The organism is Micromonospora sp. IBSANI012 (assembly GCF_052814045.1).
Window position 1 is genome coordinate 1973794 of record NZ_CP199933.1, and the last position, 22813, is coordinate 1996606.

The 22813-nt window shown below is 68.8% G+C and carries 18 protein-coding genes and 2 pseudogenes; 8 read left to right on the top strand and 12 right to left on the bottom strand.

Annotation, left to right across the window (positions count from 1 at the left end; all coding sequences use genetic code 11):
- Nucleotides 1-635 precede the first annotated feature (635 nt).
- Nucleotides 636-1397, bottom strand: a complete 762-nt coding sequence (locus ACTWM8_RS09310) for a DUF1345 domain-containing protein (RefSeq protein WP_446213434.1) — start codon at nt 1395-1397, stop codon at nt 636-638.
- Between the two features lie 33 nt (nt 1398-1430).
- Between ACTWM8_RS09310 and ACTWM8_RS09315 the strand changes: the two are divergent.
- A pseudogene (locus ACTWM8_RS09315) lies at nt 1431-1742 on the top strand (transposase); the annotation flags it as partial.
- Nucleotides 1743-1744: 2 nt separating this feature from the next.
- On the opposite strand, the pseudogene ACTWM8_RS09320 reads toward ACTWM8_RS09315, so the two are convergent.
- The 7 genes and pseudogenes from ACTWM8_RS09320 to ACTWM8_RS09350 all read right to left on the bottom strand — a co-directional run.
- Nucleotides 1745-2176: pseudogene (locus tag ACTWM8_RS09320) on the bottom strand (transposase family protein); the annotation flags it as partial.
- Nucleotides 2177-2224: 48 nt separating this feature from the next.
- A complete protein-coding gene (locus ACTWM8_RS09325; RefSeq protein WP_446213435.1) occupies nt 2225-4702 on the bottom strand; it encodes an ATP-dependent Clp protease ATP-binding subunit in 2478 nt (825 codons plus the stop codon).
- Between the two features lie 101 nt (nt 4703-4803).
- A complete protein-coding gene (locus ACTWM8_RS09330; protein ID WP_446213436.1) occupies nt 4804-5814 on the bottom strand; it encodes a mechanosensitive ion channel family protein in 1011 nt (336 codons plus the stop codon).
- Nucleotides 5815-6291: 477 nt separating this feature from the next.
- Nucleotides 6292-7446: a low temperature requirement protein A gene (locus ACTWM8_RS09335; RefSeq protein WP_446213437.1), complete on the bottom strand. Its 1155-nt coding sequence runs from the start codon at nt 7444-7446 to the stop codon at nt 6292-6294.
- A gap of 133 nt (nt 7447-7579) precedes the next feature.
- Complete coding sequence (locus ACTWM8_RS09340) at nt 7580-8080, bottom strand: ATP-dependent DNA ligase (protein ID WP_446213438.1); 501 nt, start codon at nt 8078-8080, stop codon at nt 7580-7582.
- A gap of 224 nt (nt 8081-8304) precedes the next feature.
- Nucleotides 8305-9300, bottom strand: coding sequence for a hypothetical protein (locus ACTWM8_RS09345; protein ID WP_446213439.1), 996 nt, complete (start codon nt 9298-9300; stop codon nt 8305-8307).
- 383 nt (nt 9301-9683) lie between these two features.
- The gene (locus ACTWM8_RS09350; RefSeq protein WP_446213440.1) at nt 9684-9938 is read right to left on the bottom strand and encodes a hypothetical protein; all 255 of its coding nucleotides are present in this window, start codon (nt 9936-9938) and stop codon (nt 9684-9686) included.
- Between the two features lie 639 nt (nt 9939-10577).
- Between ACTWM8_RS09350 and ACTWM8_RS09355 the strand changes: the two genes are divergently transcribed.
- From ACTWM8_RS09355 to ACTWM8_RS09365, 3 genes are all read left to right on the top strand, one after another.
- A complete protein-coding gene (locus ACTWM8_RS09355; protein WP_446213441.1) occupies nt 10578-11195 on the top strand; it encodes a hypothetical protein in 618 nt (205 codons plus the stop codon).
- A gap of 1222 nt (nt 11196-12417) precedes the next feature.
- The gene (locus tag ACTWM8_RS09360; RefSeq protein WP_446213442.1) at nt 12418-13389 is read left to right on the top strand and encodes an SRPBCC family protein; all 972 of its coding nucleotides are present in this window, start codon (nt 12418-12420) and stop codon (nt 13387-13389) included.
- On the top strand, nt 13386-14561 hold the full coding sequence (locus tag ACTWM8_RS09365) for a zinc-dependent alcohol dehydrogenase (RefSeq protein WP_446213443.1): 1176 nt from the start codon (nt 13386-13388) through the stop codon (nt 14559-14561). The genes ACTWM8_RS09360 and ACTWM8_RS09365 overlap by 4 nt, the downstream gene beginning before the upstream one ends.
- A gap of 160 nt (nt 14562-14721) precedes the next feature.
- On the opposite strand, the gene ACTWM8_RS09370 is transcribed toward ACTWM8_RS09365, so the two are convergent.
- The 4 genes from ACTWM8_RS09370 to ACTWM8_RS09385 are packed head-to-tail and all read right to left on the bottom strand — an operon-like array spanning nt 14722 to nt 18621.
- Nucleotides 14722-15249: a cytochrome d ubiquinol oxidase subunit II gene (locus ACTWM8_RS09370; protein ID WP_446213444.1), complete on the bottom strand. Its 528-nt coding sequence runs from the start codon at nt 15247-15249 to the stop codon at nt 14722-14724.
- A 56-nt stretch (nt 15250-15305) separates the two neighbouring features.
- The gene (locus ACTWM8_RS09375; RefSeq protein WP_446213445.1) at nt 15306-16814 is read right to left on the bottom strand and encodes an ISL3 family transposase; all 1509 of its coding nucleotides are present in this window, start codon (nt 16812-16814) and stop codon (nt 15306-15308) included.
- A 50-nt stretch (nt 16815-16864) separates the two neighbouring features.
- On the bottom strand, nt 16865-17926 hold the full coding sequence (locus tag ACTWM8_RS09380; RefSeq protein WP_446213446.1) for an NAD(P)H-quinone oxidoreductase: 1062 nt from the start codon (nt 17924-17926) through the stop codon (nt 16865-16867).
- Complete coding sequence (locus tag ACTWM8_RS09385; protein ID WP_446213447.1) at nt 17914-18621, bottom strand: IclR family transcriptional regulator; 708 nt, start codon at nt 18619-18621, stop codon at nt 17914-17916. The genes ACTWM8_RS09380 and ACTWM8_RS09385 overlap by 13 nt, the downstream gene beginning before the upstream one ends.
- Before the next feature lie 241 nt (nt 18622-18862).
- On the opposite strand from ACTWM8_RS09385, the gene ACTWM8_RS09390 reads away from it, so the two are divergent.
- The 4 genes from ACTWM8_RS09390 (at nt 18863) to ACTWM8_RS09405 (ending at nt 22793) form a co-directional block, all read left to right on the top strand.
- A complete protein-coding gene (locus ACTWM8_RS09390; RefSeq protein WP_446213448.1) occupies nt 18863-19801 on the top strand; it encodes an ABC transporter substrate-binding protein in 939 nt (312 codons plus the stop codon).
- Nucleotides 19802-19984: 183 nt separating this feature from the next.
- Nucleotides 19985-20713 carry an ABC transporter permease gene (locus ACTWM8_RS09395; RefSeq protein WP_446213449.1) on the top strand — a complete coding sequence of 243 codons (729 nt, stop codon included), beginning with the start codon at nt 19985-19987 and terminating at the stop codon, nt 20711-20713.
- Nucleotides 20710-21474 (top strand): ABC transporter ATP-binding protein, encoded by a 765-nt coding sequence (locus tag ACTWM8_RS09400; RefSeq protein ID WP_446213450.1) that lies wholly within the window; start codon nt 20710-20712, stop codon nt 21472-21474. Before ACTWM8_RS09395 ends, ACTWM8_RS09400 begins: the two co-directional genes overlap by 4 nt.
- Before the next feature lie 86 nt (nt 21475-21560).
- On the top strand, nt 21561-22793 hold the full coding sequence (locus tag ACTWM8_RS09405) for an FAD-dependent monooxygenase (protein ID WP_446213451.1): 1233 nt from the start codon (nt 21561-21563) through the stop codon (nt 22791-22793).
- The last annotated feature ends 20 nt before the right edge of the window (nt 22794-22813 follow it).

Below are 22813 nucleotides of genomic sequence, written 5' to 3' on the forward strand. Positions count from 1 at the left end.
GCCGGATGGGTCAACGCACTCTCAGAGGCAAATCATGGCCGACCCTCCATCCGCCTGAACCGGTGCGCCACCCACACCGGGTGGCCGTCACAGCGACGCGTTGGCGGTCGCGCCGGTATCCCCATCTGCCGCTGATCACGCCCGTTTCCTGACGGTTTGGCTGCCCCAACACGCCAGAAGCGGCCGGAACGGCCGCGGCAGCCGCTGGCGAGCGGTGGGTACCCTGGACGGCCGGGATGGTAGCCGGGAATAACCGAGGAGCCCGCCGACCAGGACGGTTGGCGGGGCTCGCTCGTTGCTGCTGGTAGTTGCGGTGCGAGGGGGCGATCAGCTGCTGCCGTGGGCCTAGCGCAGTGGCGTCAGCAGCCACTGGTAGCGGCCACGGGCGAACCGGCGGACCAGCACGCCGGTCAACAGGTCCACCAACACGGCCGCGCCGACCATGGTCAGCATGATCAACGCTGCGGGCGAGAGATCCCGTCCGCTGCGGTCCTGGTCCCTATCCTTCGCGGCTCCTCACTTCGTGGTACCGCATCAGCTTCACACCGAGCGGCGGCGACGGGGCGCAAATCACCAACGGTCGCGCCTCCGTGGACCGACCGTGCCGCCGGGTCTTGCGTGTGAAGCCTGGTTGATCAGGACTCGCCCAGGCCGGTCACCAGGTTCACGGCCGCGGCGAGGATGACCGTGCCGAACAGGTAGGACAGCAGCGCATGGCCGAGGGCGGTCTTCCGGGTCCGCGTACTGGCCGGTTCGCTCTCCGACACGGCAAAAGACATGCCGACGGTGAACGCCATGTAGGCGAAGTCGCTGTAGGCCGGTAGCTCGCTCTGCTTGAAGTCGATCCCGCCATCCTCAAGGTAGAACATGCGCGCGTACTTGAAGGCGAATACGGTGTTCATCAATCCCCAGGACAGGATCGCCGTGAGCACACTCACGATGACCAGGGTGACCGCGAGCGCGTCCTGGTTGCCTGACGAGTGAACGAGGGCCCAGGCCACGGCGCCGAGGCTGGCCACCGCGGCGATCAGCACCGCGCCGTCGGTGGAGCGTGACCGGCTCTCCTCCTCGGCGAGTCGCTCGGTGCCCTCTGGGCCCTGATGCCAACTGATCCGCCAGACCCAGACCAGCACGATGCTGGCGGCCACGTTCCAACCGACCAGCGGAACCAGTTCGGGGAACCCGAGCACCGCGACGGCCACGGCGACGACGGCGCCGGCGGCCAGCGAGATCGACAGGCGCCGGACGGAGAGGATCCGGCCCGGCGTTTGCATTTTGACCTGACCCATCGGCTCAGGATTCCAGGCGGTCGGAGAAAGGGCGTCTAGTACTCCAACGTCACTTGGCTTCGGCGTTGGGCGTGGCGTGGGCATGAGGACGGCCACCGCGTTGATCATTGATGGTTTGTGAGGACGACCGAAGATCGTCTGGTGGCCGTGGGCCACAGCGTAGATCCCGCCCGGTGGCGGGTCATTCTGGACGAGGCGGTGACGCGTGTCGCGTGCCGGTTCGTGCGGGCGGAGCCGCGCCGGATCGCCGCGGAGTTCGTGGAAGGGCTGCTGTCGGGCGTGGAACGCAAGACCTGCTGGTCCCTGGCGGAACGAGCGGGTCACGACGATCCGCAGGCCACGCAGCGGCTGCTGCGTACGGCGGTGTGGGAAGCCGACGCCGTCCGTGACGACGTCCGCGCGTGGCTGGTCGAGCAGTTCGGCCATCCCGACGCGGTGCTGGTCACCGACGACGGTCAGCCGGCGAGGGCGATGTTGTGGAGGTGGGCGATGCCGGAAGCGGCGTCGGTCAATGTGCGGGCGGCGCGGCGGTAGTCGCGCAAGATCTTCCAGCACTTCATCCTGGCCAGGGCGTTCTCGACCTGTGCCCGGACGCTGCGGTGCTGCTTGTTCAGGTCGGCTTTCCAGTTGGGTGGCTCGCTGCCGTCCGCGGGCTTGCGGTACGGGATGATCACGTCAGGGTTGCCGCGGTAGCCGCCGTCGGCCATGACCGGTCGCCCGTCCAGTTTCTGGTTGATGCCGCTGGTGCGGTAGACGATGGTGTCGTTGCGGTTGCCGGGCTGCGGGTCGCCGACGGCGATGACCAGGCGGGTGCTGGCGTCGATGGCGACCTGCAGGTTGGTGGAGTAGCGGTAGTTCTTGCTCGGGTCGGCCAGGCCTTCTGGACGCCGCCCCGCAGATCTCCTGCGTGTCGTCAGCCCCGGCAGGGGCGGGCGTCACGTGCCGGCCGGCACGGCGGCGGGCCGGACCGAGAGGTCGAGTTCGCCGCCGACGACGTTGACCTCGATGGTGTCGCCCGGATTCGCCCCGTCCTCAAGCAGCAGGGTCGACAGCCGGTCTTCCAGCTCGCGCTGGATGCTGCGCCGCAGTGGCCGCGCCCCGTACTCGGGCTGGTAGCCCCGGTTGGCCAGCCACTGCACGGCGTCCGGGCTGACCTCAAGGTTGATGTCCTGTGCGTGCAACCGGCGGCGGGTGCGGTCCAGCAGCAGGCCGGTGATCTCGAGGAGTTGCTCCCGGTCCAGGCCGGTGAAGATTATGATCTCGTCGATCCGGTTGAGGAACTCCGGCCGGAACCGCTGCCCCAGCAGCCCCATCAGTTCCTCGCGCAGGTCGCTGACTGGACGCCCTGCCGTCTGGGCGGCCAGAATGCGGTCCGCGCCGATGTTGCTCGTCATGATCAGGATGGTGTTGCTGAAGTCGACCGTGCGACCCTGCGAGTCGGTGAGGCGACCGTCGTCGAGCACCTGCAGCAGCGTGTTGAACACATCCGCGTGTGCCTTCTCCACCTCGTCGAAGAGCAGCACCGAGTATGGCCGGCGCCGGACCGCCTCGGTGAGCTGGCCGGCCTCCTCGTACCCGACGTAGCCCGGGGGCGCCCCGACCAGCCGGCTGACCGTGTGCCGCTCCTGGAATTCGCTCATGTCGAAGCGGATCATGGTGGACTCGTCGCCGAAGAGCGCCGCGGCGAGGGCCCGGGCCAGTTCGGTCTTGCCGACGCCGGTGGGTCCGAGGAAGAGGAACGACCCATCGGGTCGCTGGGGGTCACTCAGCCCGGAACGCGATCGGCGTACGGCGGCCGCCACGGCCCGTACGGCCTCGTGCTGGCCGACCACGCGCTCGTGCAGTTGCTCCTCGATGCGCCTCAGCCGCTGCTTCTCCACCTCCGTGAGCTGGGTGACGGGAACACCGGTACGGCGGCTGACCACCTCGGCGATGTCGCTCATGTGCACCTCGGGCACCGGGGGCGTGCCCTCCTGAGCCGCCGCCAGGTCCCGCTCGGCCGCACTGATCTCGGCTTTCAGCGCACCCGCGCGCTGGTAGTCCTCGTTCGCCACCGCGCTGTCCTTCTCCCGGCGCAACTGGGACAGCCGCTTCTCGATCTCCTTCTTGTCCGGAGCCGGGGTACGGGAACGCAGCCGGACCCGCGCCCCCGCCTGGTCGAGCAGGTCGATCGCCTTGTCCGGCAGGAACCGGTCGGTGATGTAGCGGTGGGACAACTCGGCCGCGGCGTCCAGGGCTTCGTCCGTGTAGCGCACCTGATGGTGCGCCTCGTACCGGTCGCGTACGCCCGTGAGGATCGCGACGGTGTCCTCCACGCTCGGCTCCGACACCAGGATCGGCTGGAACCGGCGCTCCAGCGCCGGGTCCTTCTCGATGTAGCGACGGTACTCGTTCAGCGTCGTCGCGCCGACCACGTGCAGTTCGCCGCGGGCCAGGGCGGGCTTGAGCATGTTGCTGGCATCCATCGCCCCCTCGCCGCCGCCGCCCGCGCCGACAACGGTGTGCAGTTCGTCGATGAAGAGGATCAGCCCGTCCTCGGCGGCCGTCACCTCCTGGATCACGTTCTTCAGTCGCTCTTCGAATTCACCGCGGTACTTGGCGCCCGCCACCATCCCGGACAGGTCGAGTGCGACCACACGCCGGTTGGCCAGGGTTTCGGGCACGTCGTCGTTGACGATGCGCTGCGCGATGCCCTCGACGATCGCCGTCTTGCCGACGCCCGGCTCGCCGGTGAGCACCGGATTGTTCTTTGTACGCCGGGAGAGCACCTCGATCGTGTCTTCGATCTCGTCGTCACGCCCCACGACCGGGTCGAGCCGCCCGGCCCGGGCGTCCTCGGTGAGGTCGCGCCCGTACTGGTCCAGGGTGGGGGTGGTGCTGACCCCGCGCCCGTCGGCGCCGCCCGCCGGCCGCGCGGGCCCGGTGACGGCCCCGCCGAGCGCGCGCAACGCCCGGCCCGCGGTCGTCTCCGGGTTTGCGGCGATGCCGAGCAGGATGTGTTCGGGGCCGATGTACGTCGCGCCGGACCGTCGCGACTCGCGGTGCGCGTCGAGCAGGGCGCGCTTCGCCGCTGGCGCGAGCGGAGGCGTGTCCTCGCGTGGCCTGCCCCTGGGGAGGGCCGCCTCTATTTGGCGGGCCAGGTCGTCGGGGTCGGCGCCGCTCGCATCGAGGATCCGGCGGGTGGGGTCGGACTGGGCGGCGGCCCACAGCAGGTGCTCGACGTTGAGGTACGGGCTGCCCCACGCCGCAGCCTGCTCGGCTGCCCGTTGCAGCAGTTGCCGCGATTCGGTGGAGAGCAGCCGGGCCAGGTCCACGCGCTCCACCGGACGTCCCGCGAACGGGTCTCCGCCGAAGAACCGACTGATCAGGTCATCCAAGGAGCCGCCGGGGATGCGGAACGCGTCGAGCGACATCTCATACCTTCCTGTCGGTGGGGTGGGTCCTCGGCACAGGCCCACCTGAACGCTACGCACCTTTCGCCCGTCAAGGCGGCTTTTATGGGTTTGCGGGGAGGTCAGGGTTTGTACTCGCTGCGGGTGCGGGGGAGCCACTGCGGGTGGTTGTCGCGGATGTAGCGGATCAGGCCCTCGCGGAGGTCGCAGCGGAGGTCCCAGGCGCTGGGCCCGTCGGCGGCTGCGGCCTGCACCTCGATCACGACGCTCGATGCGGTGGCGTCGACCATCTGCAGTACCCACTGGCTCCGGTCCCACAGCGGTGAGGACTCGACGAGCCGTTGCGTCTCCGTGCGCAGGTCCTCGAGGTCGGCGGTGTGGTCCACGTGGATCTGGACCTTGCCGACCACCCGCGCCTCGTGCCGGGACCAGTTCTGGAACGGGCGCTCGGTGAAGTACATCGTCGGCAGGATGAGCATCCGGTCGTCCCACAGCCGGACGACCACGTTGGTCAGCTTGACCTCTTCGACCCGGCCCCACTCGCCCTCGATGACCACCACGTCGCCGACGTGCAGACCGTCCGAGAAGGCGACCTGAAGACCGGCGAACGCGTTGCCCAGCGCGGTCCGGGCGGACAGGCCGATGAGCGCGCCGACGACGCCGGCCGAGCCCAGGACGGAGATCCCGAACGCGCGGATGGGCGGGAAGGTGGTCATGATCAGGCCGATGGCCACGATCGTGATCACTACCGCGGTGAAGCGTCGGACGGGGCGGATCTGGGTTCGGGCCCGCCGGATCCGGCGGTCCGCGACCACATCCGCCGGCAGCCGGCTGAAGGTGACGCCCTCGGCGACGTGCAACGCCGTGATCACCAGCCAGGCGACGACGCCGATGAGCAACAGCCCGATGACGTGTCGGACGTCGCCAAGCAATCCGGTCGGCCTCGGCGGCAGGGCGAGGTACAGCCCGGTGAGGAGCAGCACGGCGGCCGTCGGACGGCGGCAGGCGTTCCGCAGTGGTCCCAGGACCCACCGGTAGCGACCGTGGTCGGCGCGACGGACGAGCCTGCGCGTGCCGATGTCCAGCAGCACGGCCACCACCAGCGTGGCCAGCATGATCAACGCCGCGCGCATCAGGCGGCGACCGCCGTGGTCTCGACCGTCATCCCGCTGCGCTCCTCGCCCACGTCATGACGTACAGAGGACGGGTTACCGCCTGACCCTATGCACACCGAAAGGACACGGAGTATTTCCTGCCAAGAACACCCCTTCCGGGTGGCACTCATAGCCGCCGGCACCGCGGTAGGCGCCGAGCGGGTGGCCGCCGTCCGGGTGGGCACGGTCGCCGTCGTCGCCCACCGCCGGAAGACCCTCGGCGGCGGCCTCGACGAGCTGCGGGCGGAGCTGGCCGGCGCGGGCGTCGAGAACCCCATCTGGTACGAGGTGCCGAAGAGCCGCAAGGCCCCGAAGAAGGTCCGCAAGGCGCTGAAGAAGGGGGCCGAGCTGATCTTCGTCTGGCCGTGCGCCCATACCTACCTCCGGATCTCCGGCGCCTGGCACCGCACGGAGTGCGCTTCCGCGGCACGCGGGTCGAGGCCCTCGCGGGCGAGGCTAGTGATCCGTCGGGGTCCGGGCGGCACCCTGCCTGCGTCGGGTAGCGACGACGGTGGTGGCGACGAGGGTGGCGAGGAGCAGAGCGGTCAGGCGTGCCGGCGCCGGCGTGAGCGGTGTGAGCAGCACGAGCGCCGCCGTGGCCCAGTACGGCACGGTCATCTTCAGCTGCTCATACGGGCGGACGTGCAGCGTCCAGACTGCGAGCAGGTAGACGGCGACCGGAGCGGCTACCGCGTACCCTGCGGCGACGCGGCCGAGGTGCGCGGTGCCGGTTTGGTAGTCGACGTCGACGGCGAGGCCCGCGCCGAGCGCAGCCGCCGATGCGAAGATCAGGTACTGACCGTATCCCCACAGGAGCGCCACGCGCGGCGAGGCCGCCAGGTGCTGAACTGGGCGATCGAAGTACAGCCACCACATCGCGAAGACGATCACGATGCCGGCACCGGCGATCGACAGAAGAGTGCTTGCCTTGGCCCCCCGGTCAAAGGCGGTCTGGACGGCGAGGCTGGCCGCGAGTACCGACTCGCCGAGGACGATGATGGTGAATAGGCCGTACCGCTCGGTTATGTGGCGTGGGTGCCAGATGATCGGAGCGGGGCGTCTCGCCCAGAAGGGTAAGAGCAGCTCGGCGAGGACGATCGCCAGGAAGCTGGGCAACAGCCAGTGCCACCCTCCGGGCAGTGCCAGCCGGGCGATCCAGGCCGCCTGCAGCACGATGACGCCCACGGCGTAGCGCAGTGCGGTGGCCCGCCGCTCCGGGTCGCTGCGGGCGACGCGCAACCATTGCGCGACCATCGCCAGCCGCATGATCACGTACCCGTAGGTGATGACGGAGAAGTCGCCGCGGTCGAACGCGTGGGGTACGCCACCGGCGATCACCAGCGCCCCCGCGATCTGGACGAGGGTGGTGAGGCGGTAGACGTCGTCCTCGGGGTCGTACGCGGAGGCGAACGTGGTGAAGTTCATCCACGCCCACCAGATCGCGAAGAACACCGCCGGGTAGAGGCCAATCCCGTGACCGATGTCGGCCTCGCCCAGGTTGTGGTGCAGTCGGTCGGCGGCCTGCCGCACCGCGGCCACGAAGCACAGATCGAAGAGCAGTTCCAGCGGAGTCACCGTCCGGTACGGCTCGTCGGTGGGGCGGGCGACCATCGGCCGGTACCAGGCGCGCACGGGATATCGTGGATGACTCACTGTGTCGGGCATGGCAGCACCTCGGACGGCTCGCGCGACGAAGGTTCCCCTGCGCTGATCATCCCGAACACGGCCCGTCCCGTGCTGACGCTCACCAAAGTTTCACGTGACGGGGCCAGAAGTCGGCTGCACAGGCCGAATGCAAGGCGACTGAGACTGCCCCGGTTGCACGCAGTCTGATCATGGTCTGATGGCCATGGGGAGGAGTCGAAGCGCTGATCGCCGGCGAACCCGGCCCTGGTGCTGGCCGACGTAGTACGGCAGTCGCCATTAGCTGTCTGACCAGGGTGGACGCCGCGAATGGGGCGGGTGAGGTGGGTGCAGCCGCCCTGATGATCATGTGTGTGAAGACAACAAAATTGGCCTCGGTGGTGTGGTAGGCGCGGTACTTCTGCCAGCCGCGCTTGCCGGGCTCGTAGCGGCTGTCGAGCCGTTTGATCATCAGTCCTTCGATGCCGGCGGCGGTCCAGGTGTGCAGCCACTCGGTGGCCTGCCCGACGTCGGTGCTCTGCGGTGACAGGGTGAGCTGTGTCGGGGCGTCGGCGAGCAGTGACGTCAGCAGGGCGCGCCGTTCGGCGAACAGCCCATCCAACCGCTGGAGCCTGAGCCCAGCCGGCCAGGGCTTGTAACCTGCGCACGCAACCGGGCAATCCATAGGTTCAGGGTTCGAGTCCCTAGCGGCCCACTCGTAGGTCGGGAGCTGCGGTGAACATAGCTCCGAACCAGCTTTCAAGACTTGGCGCTCCGCTGCCGGCCGGATCCCACCTCGTGAGCCAGCGGTACCGGTGGGCTCGGGCTCGGTTGGCCCTGGGTCTGTCAACGGCGACGAAGCCTGTCCAACAGCGACCTTTGCCGCGGCGGTGGCGCGGGTGGTCCGCCAAGCGAGGCGCTTCCGTTGCCTGGCCACTCCTGGGATGCAGCGGTCAGATCCACTGCATGGTTAAGGGTTTCGTTTGGCATGCCTGGGGTTATGTAAACCAACTGCGCCACGGAAACGCCAATTGTGAGTGGTCTGGTCTCGGCCGCTTTACGCATCATCAGGTATCTGGTCTCGACCAACCCGGCGACGTCTGAGCGGCATGCTGGGTCCACCCAAGCTGCGGTGATTAGCGCATAGAGCGCGGCTTCGGTAATCCAGTCCTCGACACCGTAGGCCAGGTCGATCAACATTTGTCGCCTGGTCGATGTCGGCCACGGTTGCTCCGGTCGATGATGCAGCAGGCCCAGGCAGCACCACGCCTGGATGTAGCGCTCCCACAAGCCTGGCAGGCGATCCCATCGGCCTGCCGGCATCTGCGGCGGATGAACCATGCTGGCCAGCAGGTCCTCTGCCTCAATGTCTGCAAGCGGACCGGCCGCGTCATACATCATCGGCGGTGGCGCCCACGGCAGGCCGGCAAAGTGAGCTGCGATAGCGGCAGAACCAGCGGTGCTCGGCGGGTTCAACGCCGGCGACGCGTTGACACCGTCGAAACGCCACTGCACGATGCCGGGCTTTGATGGTTTCCGCGGATCGGGCTGCCCGGGATCTCCCATAGCGATGACCGCCTTTGGCCACCAACGGCGGAAGGTGGTCAGGGCACTGGGCACCTCCATCGTGGAGATACCGAGCTCGCAAGGCATTGAGCGGGTTCTCGGGTCAGTCTGGGCGAGAATCTTGATGCACGATTCGGTGGCAGCCGGGACACGGCCGAGCCACGGCAAACCTTCGCAGCTGGTGACCAGCTCGAGACGTTCATGGCTTTGCGCTGGTTTGGCTCGTAGGCGATCAGCCAGAGCGATCAGGCTTGCCGCATTGATGTCTTCAGGCATGTCGCCTCCCCCGTGAACGCGCAAGGCAACATCTTAGGCCGCAGGCGGCCGGAGTGATCGACGTACAGCACAGAAGTACAGCAACGCGAGCGACCGCAGGAGCCGCGACGGGTCCGAACCGTGCCTTCCGATGTCGCACGGCACCGCACGAGACTGCGCCGCCGTGACCTACCGACCAGAAGGTGCCGCGTCAGCATAGAGTCAGCGAACGCTGTGCTGCGCGACCGACTCCAATGGTCACAGCCGGCATGACACCAAAGGCAGGACCACAGGGAACGACACCGGCTGACACTGGCCGACAACGCCGACCAGGCTCCCCCCCGACGGGGGTCATGAACGACGGGTCGGAGGCGCCCGAGTTGACGAGATGCCGTTGCGGCGTGTCACCACAGCTCATCGAGGGCTGCGATCTGCTTGCGGAGGGTTCGGGCGTCCTTCGGCGGCAGGACGGCAACGGCGATGTCCAGGATCCAGCGCAGCTCGGGCGGGTTCGGACAGCACTCCATGACCCCACAGCCGGAAGTGGGGTCCCACAAGCGATGCGAGGGGTGGCGCACGAACCATGACCAGGTCCGCAGTGCATCAGACACGGCCTGGTTCCAGAGGCGGGTGCGTTCGAGGTAGGCGATGGCTTTCAAGCCCCGGAGCGAGAGCCCGGGGATCACAGAGGTTGACCCGTCAAGCCGTCGCCGGTAGATGGAGTCGGCACGCAGTTGTGCGGGGCGCCTACGCGGCATTGCCCTTTCGTGGAGTCGACATGCCGATCATCGTTGCACAGCCGCGTTGGCGGCTCGCCTGCCCGACGACCTACGTGCGTAGGGACCGGTCCACGACGGTTGAAGATCCGGACTTTGCGCGGAGTGGTCAAGCAAGCTCCTGCGGGGCTAACTACGTTTCGGCAGCTGACGGCGCCGTCCAGCAGGAGGTGCTAGCCCATTCCTAAAACGGTGCTGGTCGATTGGTGATGCCTGCGTGACGTGCGATTCAGGCATCACCGCCGCCTTCTACCGCTCGCATCGGCGCGGACTCTGGTCGGTCGATCGATCGCCCATCCGAGAGGGCGGGTGGAGCTACCGATGCGGTCAGTAGTCGTGTGTCGGCCGGAAGGCGAAGCCGGTGTTGTTCCGGTAGGTGGTGACTGACCGAGGACCCGCGCGGCCCGCGCGGCCGTTCCGGATCTGGTGAGCCGACTACTCACCGACGCTTCCGACCAGCGGGTGCCGCCGGCCGGCTGGGCACCGGCCGAGATGCCAAGCCGGGTTGCCGCCATCCACCGGGTGGTCGGCGAGGCCGACGCCGGGGAACTGCGCTACGTCGCCTCGCGGCTGACCAGCCGGGTGCGGCTGTTGACCGGAATGGTCAAGGCCAACCGCGCGGGGCGCGCCCTGCTGGGCCTGTCCAAGCTGCTGGTCGGCGCGTTCGGCACGGCCGCGTTCGCGCTCACCACGAACACCATCTGGCAGATGGGCGATGCGCTCGGAGGACTCCGGCTCGCCGTGATCATGCTACTCGGGCTAACCGCGTTGGTGGCCTGGCTGATCGTCGCGCACGACCTATGGGAGAAACCAGACCGCGAGACGCCGGCTGAACTAGCTCGGCTGTTCAACCTGGGTACGATCCTCACCCTCATTCTGGCCACGGCGGTGTCCTACCTGGTGCTGTTCGCCGGAACGGTGCTCGCCGCGGCGCTGCTGATCGACACATCCGTACTGGAACAGACCCTGCAACGGCCGGTCGATTCCACCGACTACCTGACGCTCGCCTGGATCACCAGCTCGCTGGCCACCGTCGGCGGCGCGATCGGCTCCGGGCTGGAGAACGAGGAAACGGTGCGGGCCGCCGCTTACGGCTACCATCCCGAACCCGGCGGCTGGCGGGACGAGAAGGACGGGTAGCCCCACCCGGGGGGTAAGTGGGCGCATGCCCCGAGTCGGCACCGAACCGCCCGAGGGAGTGGCCTTCTGCCAGCACAGGCCGTTCAGCGTCGCCACCACCCGCCGGAAGTGTCGCTTGACAAGATCCTCAGCCTTGTGGCGAACCTTGCGGAGAGTCCGTTCCGAGGCAGGCGAAACTGCCGCAGCCGGACGTGGCGCCAGAACTCACGAACATCGGCATCGGCAAGACCTTGCTGGCGCTCAAACTCAACTACATCCGGCGCCGGAACTCCGCGCCTGCCGCATAGCATCGTGAGGCGATTGAGGTCGGCGCCATGCACCTCCAACACTTCCTGTGCCAGAACCGCATTCACCGCGGGGGTTGCCAGCTGAGGGGCCAGTCGAGCCGACCGTCCGCGATTACGGCGTGTCGGCACCCGATCTCGATGCCGTTGGCTAGGGCGTTGGCGACGTCGGAGAGCATGCTCGCACTCGGCCAGGTGGGGCCGTCGTACCGCCCTCATCCTTGCGATGCTTACCCACGCAGCCGTACTTCGACAACGTCGAGCTGCTGGGTCACCTTTGCTCGTACCGAAGGCCCTTCTTCATGTCACGCTGCCACACCGCACAAGCGCACAGGTATCGATCTTCGACCTATGCCTGACGCCCAAAACTCCTCATTTACCAGGGTTTGAACCCGGCTGGGCGTGCGGTGGCTCCGCGACGGGCGCCGCGAGGCTCCCGGGCTGCTCCGGTCGCAGTACCTGGATGGCGGCGGGCGGCCTCCGGCGGCTGGCGCACCTGGTGTAGGTGCACCGCAGGTACGTGATTGACGACCCGGTCGCCCGGCTGGCCGTACCGGTGCTGGTGATCCGCGGCCGTGACGACGTGCTGAGCAGCGGGGACTGGGGCCGCCGCCGCGCCGGGCAGGCAGCCGACGGTGACTACGTGGACCTCGCCGACGGGCACCTTTCCCTGGGGACATCCGTCCGCGTGGTGGGAGCCGGTCCCGGCGTTCGCCGGCCGGTTGCCGTGACGATGAGTGCCCCTCCGGACGCCGTCCGGCCGGCCCGGGTCGGCGGTGCAGTCTCCACGCAGCGGTCGATTGGCGGGTTCAGGTGGTTTCTGGGGGGTACCCCGGCCCCAATGCGCCGCGCCCCGGGGGCGCCGTGGACCGGGACTCTCGGCTGGGTGCGATCGGATACGGAGGCCAACCGTGACTCAACTGGCAACCCGAGAGGCAGTGAAGGCCAGGCAGGACGAGGTGCAGCGGCGGGGGCGCGGGCTCGGCTGGATGAGTCTCGGTCTGGGCGTGGCACAGCTGGCGGCGCCGGACACGGTGCGCCGGATCAGCGGCGTGGACGACTCCCCGACGTCCCGGGCGCTGGTGCCGCTCGTCGGGGCGCGGGAGCTGGTACACGCGGCCGGGCTCCTGACGAGCCGGCGGAAGAGCGTCTGGGCGTGGACCCGGGTCGTGGGCGACGCGATGGACCTGACCTCGCTCGGAATGGCCATCGCCCACCGTGGCGGGCGGCGCCGGCGGCGGCTCGTCGCTGTCACCGGCACCGTCGTCGGGATCACGGTGGTGGACCTACTGACCGCCGTGCAGGCCACCCGGGCGAAGGAGATCGGCTCCATGCCGGCGGTACGAGGCTCACGCAAAGGAGGATCCATGGAGCTGACAGCCACGACAACCATTCGCAAACCCCCGCCGGAGGTCTACGCGTTCTGGCGCGATCTCGAGAACCTCCCGACGTTCATGGCGCATCTCGAGGAGGTCCAGGCCACCGGTGACCGTACGAGCCATTGGTCCGCCAGCGCCCCGTTCGGCAAGAACGTCGAGTGGGACGCGGAGATCGTCGACGAGGCGCCCGGCGAGAAGATCGCGTGGCGGTCGACCGGCAAGGCCGACGTGCCGAACGCCGGTACGGTCCGGTTCGTGCCCGCCCCGGACGGTGTGAGCACCGAGGTGCACGTCGTCTTGGCGTACGACATTCCGGGCGGCACGGTCGGCAAGGCGGTGGCCAAGTACTTCGGCGAGGAACCGCACCAGCAGCTCGACGACGACCTGCGCCGGCTCAAGCAGGTGCTGGAGACCGGGGAGGTGGTCCGGTCCGACGGCGCCCCGTGGGGCAAGCGGGCCCGCAAGGAGTTCCCGCAGCGTCCGGCGCAACCGCTGTCGGACTCCGAGCTCGCGAAGGGAGCGGACGCGTGAGGGCGAACACCTGGGCGGGCCGCAACAAGGTGAAGGTCCGTGACGTGCCGGACCCGAAGATCCTGAACAAGCGCGATGCCATCGTACGGATCACCTCCACTGCGATCTGCGGCTCGGACCTGCACCTGGTCGACGGGTATGTGCCCACGATGCAGGACGGCGACGTCGTGGGTCACGAGTTCATGGGTGAGGTGATCGAGGTCGGCCCGGGCGTCGATCCGGATCGGCTGCGCATCGGGGACCGGGTCGTCGTGCCGTTCCCGATCGCCTGCGGCGCGTGCAGCGCCTGCGCCGCCGAGCTGTACACCTGCTGCGAGAACTCCAACCCCAACGCCGGGATCGCGGAGAAGATCCTCGGTCACCCGGTCGCCGGGATCTTCGGCTATTCGCACCTGACCGGCGGCTTCGCGGGCGGTCAGGCGCAGTACGCGCGGGTGCCGTTCGCCGACGTCGGTCCGCTGAAGATCGAGTCCGATCTGACCGACGAGCAGGTGCTGTTCCTCTCCGACATCCTGCCCACCGGCTATATGGGTGCTGAGATGTGCGACATCCAGTCCACGGACGTGGTGGCGGTGTGGGGCGCCGGCCCGGTCGGCCAGTTCGCCATGGACAGCGCCCGGGTGCTCGGCGCCGCGAAGGTCATCGCCATCGACAAGGAGCCGTACCGGCTGCAGATGGCGGAACGGGCGGGCCACACGCCGGTGAACTTCGAAGAGGTAGACGTGCGGTCCCGGCTGCTGGAACTGACCGGTGGGCGGGGACCGGACAAGTGCATCGACGCGGTCGGCATGGAGGCCAGCCACGGCAGTGCGCACGTCCACGCCTACGACCGGGTCAAGCAGGCGGTCCGCTCGGAGACCGAGCGCCCGCACGCGCTGCGGCAGGCGATCCTGTCGTGCCGCGGCGGTGGCATCGTGTCGGTGATCGGCGTGTACGGCGGCTTCCTCGACAAGTTCCCGGCCGGCGCGTGGATGAACCGGGCGCTGACCCTGCGTACCGGGCAATGCCACGTGCAGCGCTACATGAAGCCGCTGCTGAAGCGCATCGAGCGCGGGGAGATCGATCCGACCCGGGTCATCACCCACACCCTGCCGCTCGACGAGGCGGAACGCGGCTTCGAAATCTTCAAGAACAAGCAGGACGACTGCGAGAAGGTCGTCCTCAAACCCTGACGACCACCCGCATCCGGCCACCGCGGCGCGCACGGTGGCCGGATGCGGCGTCTATCCGGAGGCGCTGGTCTGCGGTGCCCGCCCGGCATTCGCAACCAGGCCGCTGCCCTGAAGGCGGAGCAGGACGCAGGCGCCGCCGGGGCTAAACGTCGACGCCGGCTCAGGTGCCACGCTTCAGTGGTGAGGTGTCGGCGTGCCGCCGGGAGGTTTGGAAGAGACTGAACAGCCAGAGCAGGGACGGTGCGAGCAGCAGCGCGCCGACGCCGAGTACGACGAGCACGGTGGTGAGAACGGTCGGGTCGCCAGCTGCCTCGGCCACGGTCAGGTCGGGGGAGAGAAGGACCGGGTACTGGGCGGCCCCCCACGCCCACAGCACGGCGGCGACGGCGAGTGCGGCGGTGACACGTACGAGGCGGTAGCGACCGGTGGTGATCAGCACCAGCGACACGATTCCGGCGGCGAGGGAGAGCAGCACCAGCGGCAGCGCGCGTCCTCGTAGGTCGGCGAACAGGTCGGGTGCGTCGGCGGCCACCACGGCGAGCCCGGCGACGGCGGCCGCCCCGACCAGTACGCCGGTGGCCAGGGCGCGGCGGCGGAACTGTGCGACGAGGTCGTCGGCGTTGACGCGGCGGGCGTCGTGGATGAGGTAGACCGCGGCGAGGTAGGCGCAGACGCCGATCGCCAGCAACCCGAGTTACACCGTTCGTTTGGCTCTGGCGCAGAAACGGTGGTCGGGCGATCGATCTACGCGAGCAGGATTCGCTGCCGGAGTAGGGCGAACCCGGCGCGGCCGTACATCTGCCGCTTGAGGAACTTGACCTTGGTGTTGGCGCCTTCGATCGGGCCGTTGCTGTAGGGCAGGGTCAGGCCGGCGACGACGGCGGGCAGGTCCATACGCATGCCGTGGACGAAGCCGTGCAGGGCGGGCAGGTCATCGGCGTCGACGGCGCTCATCCACGCGTCCAGGGTTTCGCCCCGAGGGCCGGCGAGCAGGCCGGCGAACTCGCCGACTCGCCGGGCCAGCACCGTCAGGTGCGGGCACGCCGCGAGGAGGTCTCGCAGGTGGTCGCGGTGATGGGCGGCGAGATGCTCTGGCTTGGTCATGAGCCAGGAGACCAGGCGACGCGGTGACGGCGGGGTTCGTTCGGCGTCGGCACGGCCCTGGTTGAGGTAGCGCACCAGCAGGTTCGTGCTGCCGGTGTAGCCGAGTTCGCGGATCTCGACCAAGAGCCGGGTCGCCGGAACCTGGGGGTCTTCGGCGCGTCGGCGCCGCAGATGGTCCCGGAACGGGTCGACCAGCGTCTCGCGGTAGCGCGGTGGACGCTGGAGTTGCTCTGCGGTGGCCGCGCGGGCATACCGCTTCACGGTGTTCAGTGCCCAGCCGAGCCGGCCGGCGCATTCGAGCAGCCCGACGCCCTGGCCGAGCAGTGCATGCACGGCCGCATGCCGCTCGCGAGTGCGCTGGTCCAGAGGCTGGTTCGGGCGGACTGGACTGTCGTGCCAGCAGCGGCTGTGCTCGGTTACGGTCTTCTCGACTGCCTTGGCCAGGTTGTGCCACAGGTGCCACCGGTCGCTGACCTGCACCGCCTGCGGCGCGCCGTCACGGATCGCCTCGGCATATGCGGCCGACCCGTCACGGCAGACCACCTCGACTTCCGGGTGTTCGCGCAGCCACGCGGCCAGGGTGGATGCCTTCCGATCAGGCAGCACGTCGATCCGGCGATGAGTGACTGCGTCGATCAGCAAGGTGGCATACCGGCGGCCCCGACGCAGCGCGAAGTCGTCGACGCTGAGGACCGTCGGCACCGGCCCGGCCGGAACCGGCGCCGTCATCAGCACCCGAAGGACGGTGCTGCGGGAGACCCGCACACCCAATCGGGACAGCACCGCCGCGCCGGCCCGGCCCGCGACGGCCACCGCCAGATCGGCGACCAAAGCGGTCAGCTGCCGGGTCCGCCGCGCCCATCGCTGAGTCAGCGTGGGCACCTGTTCCCGAAACGTCCGCCGCGGGCACGACCCCGCCCGGCAGACCAGGCGCCGGACCCGCAGCTGCACGACCACGCAGCGCCCACCAACGGGAAGGTCAGCCAGCCGACGCTGGTGATACGCATGCACCCGGTCGCTGAGCTGCCCACATCCCGAGCACGGCACCGGGGCCACCGGCGTGCGGGCGACCACCCGCACCACCGCCCCTTGATCGATCACCCGGTCGATAACAAGCCCCGACAGCTGAGGGAAGACCGTCTTGATCACATCGCACCGGGGTCAGGATGCCTCACAGCATCGACCACACTGGACTCAGGTCACCACCGTTTCTGCGCCAGAGCCGTTCGTTTGACAGACCCTGCGGGCGAGAGCGGATGAGATCCGTAGAGGCCGTCGGCTGCGGTATATGGCTTCTGCGTCAATAGCACCTTCCCGATGTGCACTCCGCTTTCCAGGTGCTTGTGCGCCGCGAGCGCCTCCCACATCGGGAACTGTGAATCGATGACGGGCAGGAGTTGCCCGGATTCGATCAGTGGCCAGAAGGCTTCTTGCGTGGCCCGTACTATCTCGCCCTTCTCTGCTCGTGTGCGCTGGCGCAGGGAGGTGGCGTGCATGGTTGCCTGCTTGGCCATGAACGGCCCGACGTTGAAACTGCCCTGCCTGCCGCCCTGGGATCCGATGATGACGATGCGCCCTTCCCTCGCGAGAAGGCCGATGTTCCGGTCCAGGTTGTTCGGGCCCACGTTGTCGAGGACCAGGTCCACTCCCCGACCTCCGGTCGCCTTGAGGACCAGGGAGGGCAGATCCTCCTCCCGGTAGCCCCACGCATCCTCCGCGCCCAGTTGGACACAGAGCTTCACCTTGGCCTGGGTCCCGGCGGTGGCGAAGACGCGACAGCCGAGTGCGGCAGCCGCCTGGATGGCGGTGGTCCCGATGCCACTCGCGCCGCCGTGTACGAGGATGGTGGTGTCCCGCTGGGCCTGGCCAACCATCACCAGGTTCGACCAGACCGTGGCCGCGACCTCTGGCAGTGCGGCCGCGACTGCTACCGACATGCCCTCAGGCACCGGAAGAGTCAGGGTTTCGTCGACGCAGACGTACTCGGCGTACCCGCCACCGTCGAGGAGGGCGCACACCTGTTCGCCGATCCGATCTGCCGAGACCGCTTCCCCGGTGTCTACGATCTCGCCCGCGCACTCGAGGCCGAGAACCTGCGATGCGCCGGCGGGCGCGGGATACAGACCCCTGCGCTGCAGGACGTCCGCCCTGTTCAGCGCGGAGGCCGCCACCCGGATGAGGACCTCGTTCGCCCCGGGCTTGGGCGTGTCGACCTCTGCCCATTGGAGACTGCCTTCGCTGCTAACAGTTATGGCATGCATGGTGCGAAGTCCTCCGGGTTGTTTATCTGCCGAGGTACACGGCGCGACCGATGGATCAGCTGCAGCTTCTGTGACAGCTCCCCACCGATCTCTCGCAGTCGGCTCTCCGGCAGCCGGTCCGCTGGCCCGGTGACGTTGACGCTGGCGGTCGCCTCGCCCGACGAGTCGAGGACCGGCGCGGCGACGGCATGTGCGCCGGGAATGGTTTCGCCGAAACTGATCGCGTATCCGTCGTGGCGTGCCTGTCGGAGGTCGGCCCGGAGCTTGGTCTGATCGAGCGGGGGCGGAGCCTCACGGAGTACTGATTCGATCTGGTCGGGTCGCAGCCAGGCGAGGATCGCCTTGCTCGCTGCGGCCGCGGTCAGCGGATACGTGTGCCCGATTCCTGATACCACCCGGACACGGTGCGGGCTCTCGAGCTCCAGGATGCAGACCCGCTGGCTTCCTACGCGTACGTGTAGGCCCACGGTCTCCTCGGTGTCCGCCCTGAGGGTGTCGAGAAGGGGGCCGACATGGGCGAACGCCGAGTGGCCGATGTCGGTCAGTTGCGCCAGCCGCAGCACGGCCGGGCCGACGCTGAACCGCCGGGAGACCTCGTCACGCGTGAGGAACCCCCGGTCTACCAGGGCGAGCGCGATCCGGTGTGCGGTCGGAGCGGTCAGCGACGTCGCTTCTGCGATCTCCGCGATCGTCATTGCGGGCCGTGACGGGCTGAATGCGTCTAGTACGGCAAGCGCCCGGTACACCGCCTGGGCCCCTGGAACTGTGCCCTCGCCGTTCACTCCCACCCCCATGTGGCTCGGTGATTGCACCTCTATTGACTGCCGCTGTGGTGCATCTTACAGTGACTCCACCTTATAGAAGCAACCTCCACATTGTGGAAACCTTCCAGGAGTCGCCATGCGTCGGAGTCGATGGACAACAAGACGTTCCCCTGTGCTGCTCGTCGCCGGACTTGCACTCGCGATGAGCGGATGCGGGTCGGCCTCGAACGCTGGTGACCAGGCCGGCAAGCAGTACGTGATCGGCTCGTGGACGCGTGGCTTCAGCGTCGTGCTGACCGACCGCGTCGCCGATACGGCCGTTGGCGACAAGCAGTTGAAGGTCACCAACTACTCGGACCTCCAGCAGCTGTACACCGACGTGCTCTCGGGCAAGGCCGACATGACCATCGGCGGCCCGGACGTGTTCGCCAGCCAGGCCGCGAAGGGCGCGCCGATCCACATCGCCGCGACGGTCTCGCCGAACTCCACTGCCGTGGTCGGCAAGTCGGAGATCACGTCGGCTGCGGACATCAAGGGCAAGCGCATCGCCGCCATCACCACGAGCGGCGGGTGGCGCATCACCAAGGCCCTGCTCGCCGACAAGTTCGGGGTCAAGGACGGTAAGGACTTCGAAGTCGTCAACGTGCCCAACGCGGAGAGCGGCGTGACCCAGGTGGCCGCCGGCACGGCGGACTTCGCGGTCGGTTGGGAACCGGCGGTCACGTCGGCCGTGCGGGCCAACCCCGGGATGAAGGTGGCGTTCAGCTCGTCGGGCGCCAAGCCCGGCGAGACGTTCGGCACGGGCTGGCAGCTCGTCCTGGCGGTCCGCGACAGCGTGAGCAACGAGGCCGAGCAGCGCGCCGTGAAGCGGCTGCAGGAGGCGGCCCAGTGGCTGAACGAGCACCCGGACGAGGCCGACAAGTACGCCGCTAAGCAGGGGTTCAAGCCGGGCACGGCGGCCAACGTGATGCAGCAGTCGGTGCACGCCTTCGTGGTCAAGCCGGTCGAAGGCGAGATCGTCACCCAGCTCAAGGAGCAGCTCGCGCTGATCCACAGGACTGGAAGCGAGGAAAAGGAGCCGCCGGCGCGGTTCTACGGCGCGTCGAACTGACGAGCCGACCACCCAGCAGCCAGGCAGTGAGAGGGGCTGGCCTTGCCCGAGACCGCAGTCACCACCCGTCCGAACGTAGACAACGACGACAGCGCCGCGACCCGTGAGCCAGCGGCGCTCCCGGCCGCCGCGACCGGCGGCTGGCGGCGGCACCTGTCCGCCCGACGATCCCAGCTGTGGACAGTGCTCGTGCTGCTGGTCGTGCTCGCCGGGATCCAGATTGCCAGCCTGTTCATGCCGGAGTACGTCTTCCCGGACCTTGCCGCGATGGGGCAAGCGCTGATGGAGATCCTGCGCGACGAGCGCGGCGACATCATCGCCACCGTCGTGCGGTTCACCGGCGCCCTGCTGGGCGCGATGGTCGCCGGCTGGGCCATCGGCCTGCTGATGGGCGCGTTCCGTAACACCGTCGGCGAGCTGCTGCGACCGGTGTTCGGCATCATGCAGGCGGTCCCGGCGTTGTCCTGGATCCTGGTCTCGGTCATCTGGCTGCACAGCGTCGAGGCGCGGATCTTCTTCATCGTCTTCGTGATCGGCGTTCCGTTCTTCGTGGTCGCCGTCTTCGAGGGCATCCGCAACATCGACCACGAGCTGATGGAGGGCATCGGGCAGTTCCGGCCATCCCGCCTGCAGATCCTGCGGGTGCTGTTCGTTCCGCAGTCGCTGACCTACATGCTGATGACCCTCCGCAGCGCTGGCGCGTTCTGCCTGCGGATCCTCGTGTTCGCCGAGTTGATCGGCGCGACGGCTGGCGTTGGGTACTCGATGGGACTCGCGCAGGCAAACTTCCGGATCGACTTGATCTTCGCCTGGACCGTGGTGTTGATCGTGTTCAACTTCCTCCTCACGGCGGTCGTCGATCTGGCCGAACGGTATCTGCTCAGGTGGCGCAGGGAGGCGGTTGTCCGATGACTGATGAGACGTTGGTCGAGATCGACCACGCGTCGGTGAGCTTCGACTCGGTGTGCGCGGTCGACCGGTTCAGCCTGCGACTGCGGCCCGGCGAGCGGGTCGCGCTGATGGGCCGGACCGGTGCGGGCAAGTCGACGATCCTGTCGCTGCTGGTCGGTTCGATGCGGCCGACCTCGGGCAGCGTGCGCATCCTCGGGCTGGACCCGTACGCGCAGCACGCCCAGCTTCAGGGCCGGGTTGCCATGGCCTTCCAGACGCCGCGGCTGCTGCCGTGGCGGACCGCGCTCGGCAACGTGGCCGTCGGCCTGGAGATCCTTCGGCGGCCGAAGGCCGAACGGAAGCGGATTGCCGAGGAGTGGCTCGGCCGGGTGCACCTGCAGGACGCCCTGCACAAGTACCCGACCCAGTTGAGCGGCGGGATGCGCCAGCGGGTGTCGCTGGCGCGCGCGTTCGCCGTGAAGCCGGAGCTGATCTTCCTCGACGAGAGCTTCTCGGCGCTCGACGAGGTCACGGCCCGCAGCCTGCGGGCCGACTTCGTCGAGCTGTGCGAGTCGACGGGAACCTCGGCCGTCATCGTCACCCACAGCATCGAAGAGGCGTTCGCCGTAGCCAACCGGGTCATCGTGCTCGGCCGGCCGGCCCGCGTGCTGTGCGAGTACCACGCGGCGCCGGTACGGGCGGGCGGCCAAGCGGAGCTGGATGCGGTCAGCACCGAGATCCGGGCCCGGCTGGCCGAGGAGACGGCCGTCCCATCGGGCTGAGCCGCGACCGGCACGTGACCGACTAAGACAAGGCGGACAACCCACAGCCGAGGGCACTCGGTACAAGCGAGAGGGCGTAGCAGAGGATGCGGATTGCGATCGTAGGCGGCGGAATCGGGGGACTGGCCACCGCCGTGTGCCTGGAGCGGCAGGGCTTCGACGACATCGTCCTGCTGGAGCAGGCGCCCGAGTTCAAGGAGATCGGCGCCGGCATCCAGGTCTCCAACAATGGCGCCCGCCTGCTGCGGCACCTGGGCTTGGAGGACGAGCTGCGGGCGCGGGGCGTCGTCAGCCGGGGCAACTACTACTACGACATCGAAGACGGCGAGCTGATCCTGGAGACGCGCGCCGGCGAGTGGGGTGAGAAGACATACGGCGCGCCGTTCTTCCACATCCACCGCCACCATCTTCTCGACATCCTGCACAAGGCCGTCGTGCGGACCCGGCTGCGGCTGGGCACCGCCGTCACCGGGGTGGAGCAGGACGGCCGCGTCGTCCGGCTCACCACCGCCGCGGGTGACGTCGTCGAGGCGGACGTCGTCATCGGAGCCGACGGCATCCGCTCGACCCTGCGGGCCGAGCTGTTCGGCGCTGGGCAGCCGGACGCGTCCGGTTACGTGTGCTGGCGGGCACTCATCCCGCGGGAGCGCCTTGAGGGCGTGGACGTGCCGCCGAGTTGCACGGCGTGGTGGGGGCCGGACCGCAGCGGCGTCGTCTTCTGGGTCAATGGCGGCACCCACATGAACTTCGTCGGGACCGTGCCCTCGGGCGAGGTCCGGTCCGAGGCGTGGGAGTCCCGCGGCGACATCGAGGACCTGCGGCGCTCCTACGCGGGCGCGAGCGAGCCGCTGGCCACCATCGTCAACGCCATCGACACCCCCTTCATCACCGGCATCTTCACCCGCCCGCTGCTAGAGCAGTGGACGGTGGGGCGGATCGCGCTGCTGGGCGACGCGGCGCACCCGATCTGGCCGTTCCTGGCCAACGGCGCCACCCAGGCGCTCGAGGACGCGTACGTGCTGTCGCGGTGTCTCGCCCGCGGCTCGGTCGACACTGTCGCCGAGTCCCTGCGCGAGTTCCAGCAGCGCAGGTGGGGCCGGGTCGCGGAGGTCGCCCGGGTCTCGCAGGAGATGGCGACCGTGTACCACCTCAGCGAGCCCGCCGCCATCGCCAGGCGCAACGAGCAGATGCGCGAGCGCGCCAAGACCGACCCGTACGGCCTGTGGCTGCGCGGCTGGCTGTGGGGCTACGACGTGGTCTCGGCGGCCGACGCCCCGCTCGACCGGGCGGCGGCGGCCGAGGCGCCGACCCTCGTCTGAACCGGGAAAGGAAGACAACA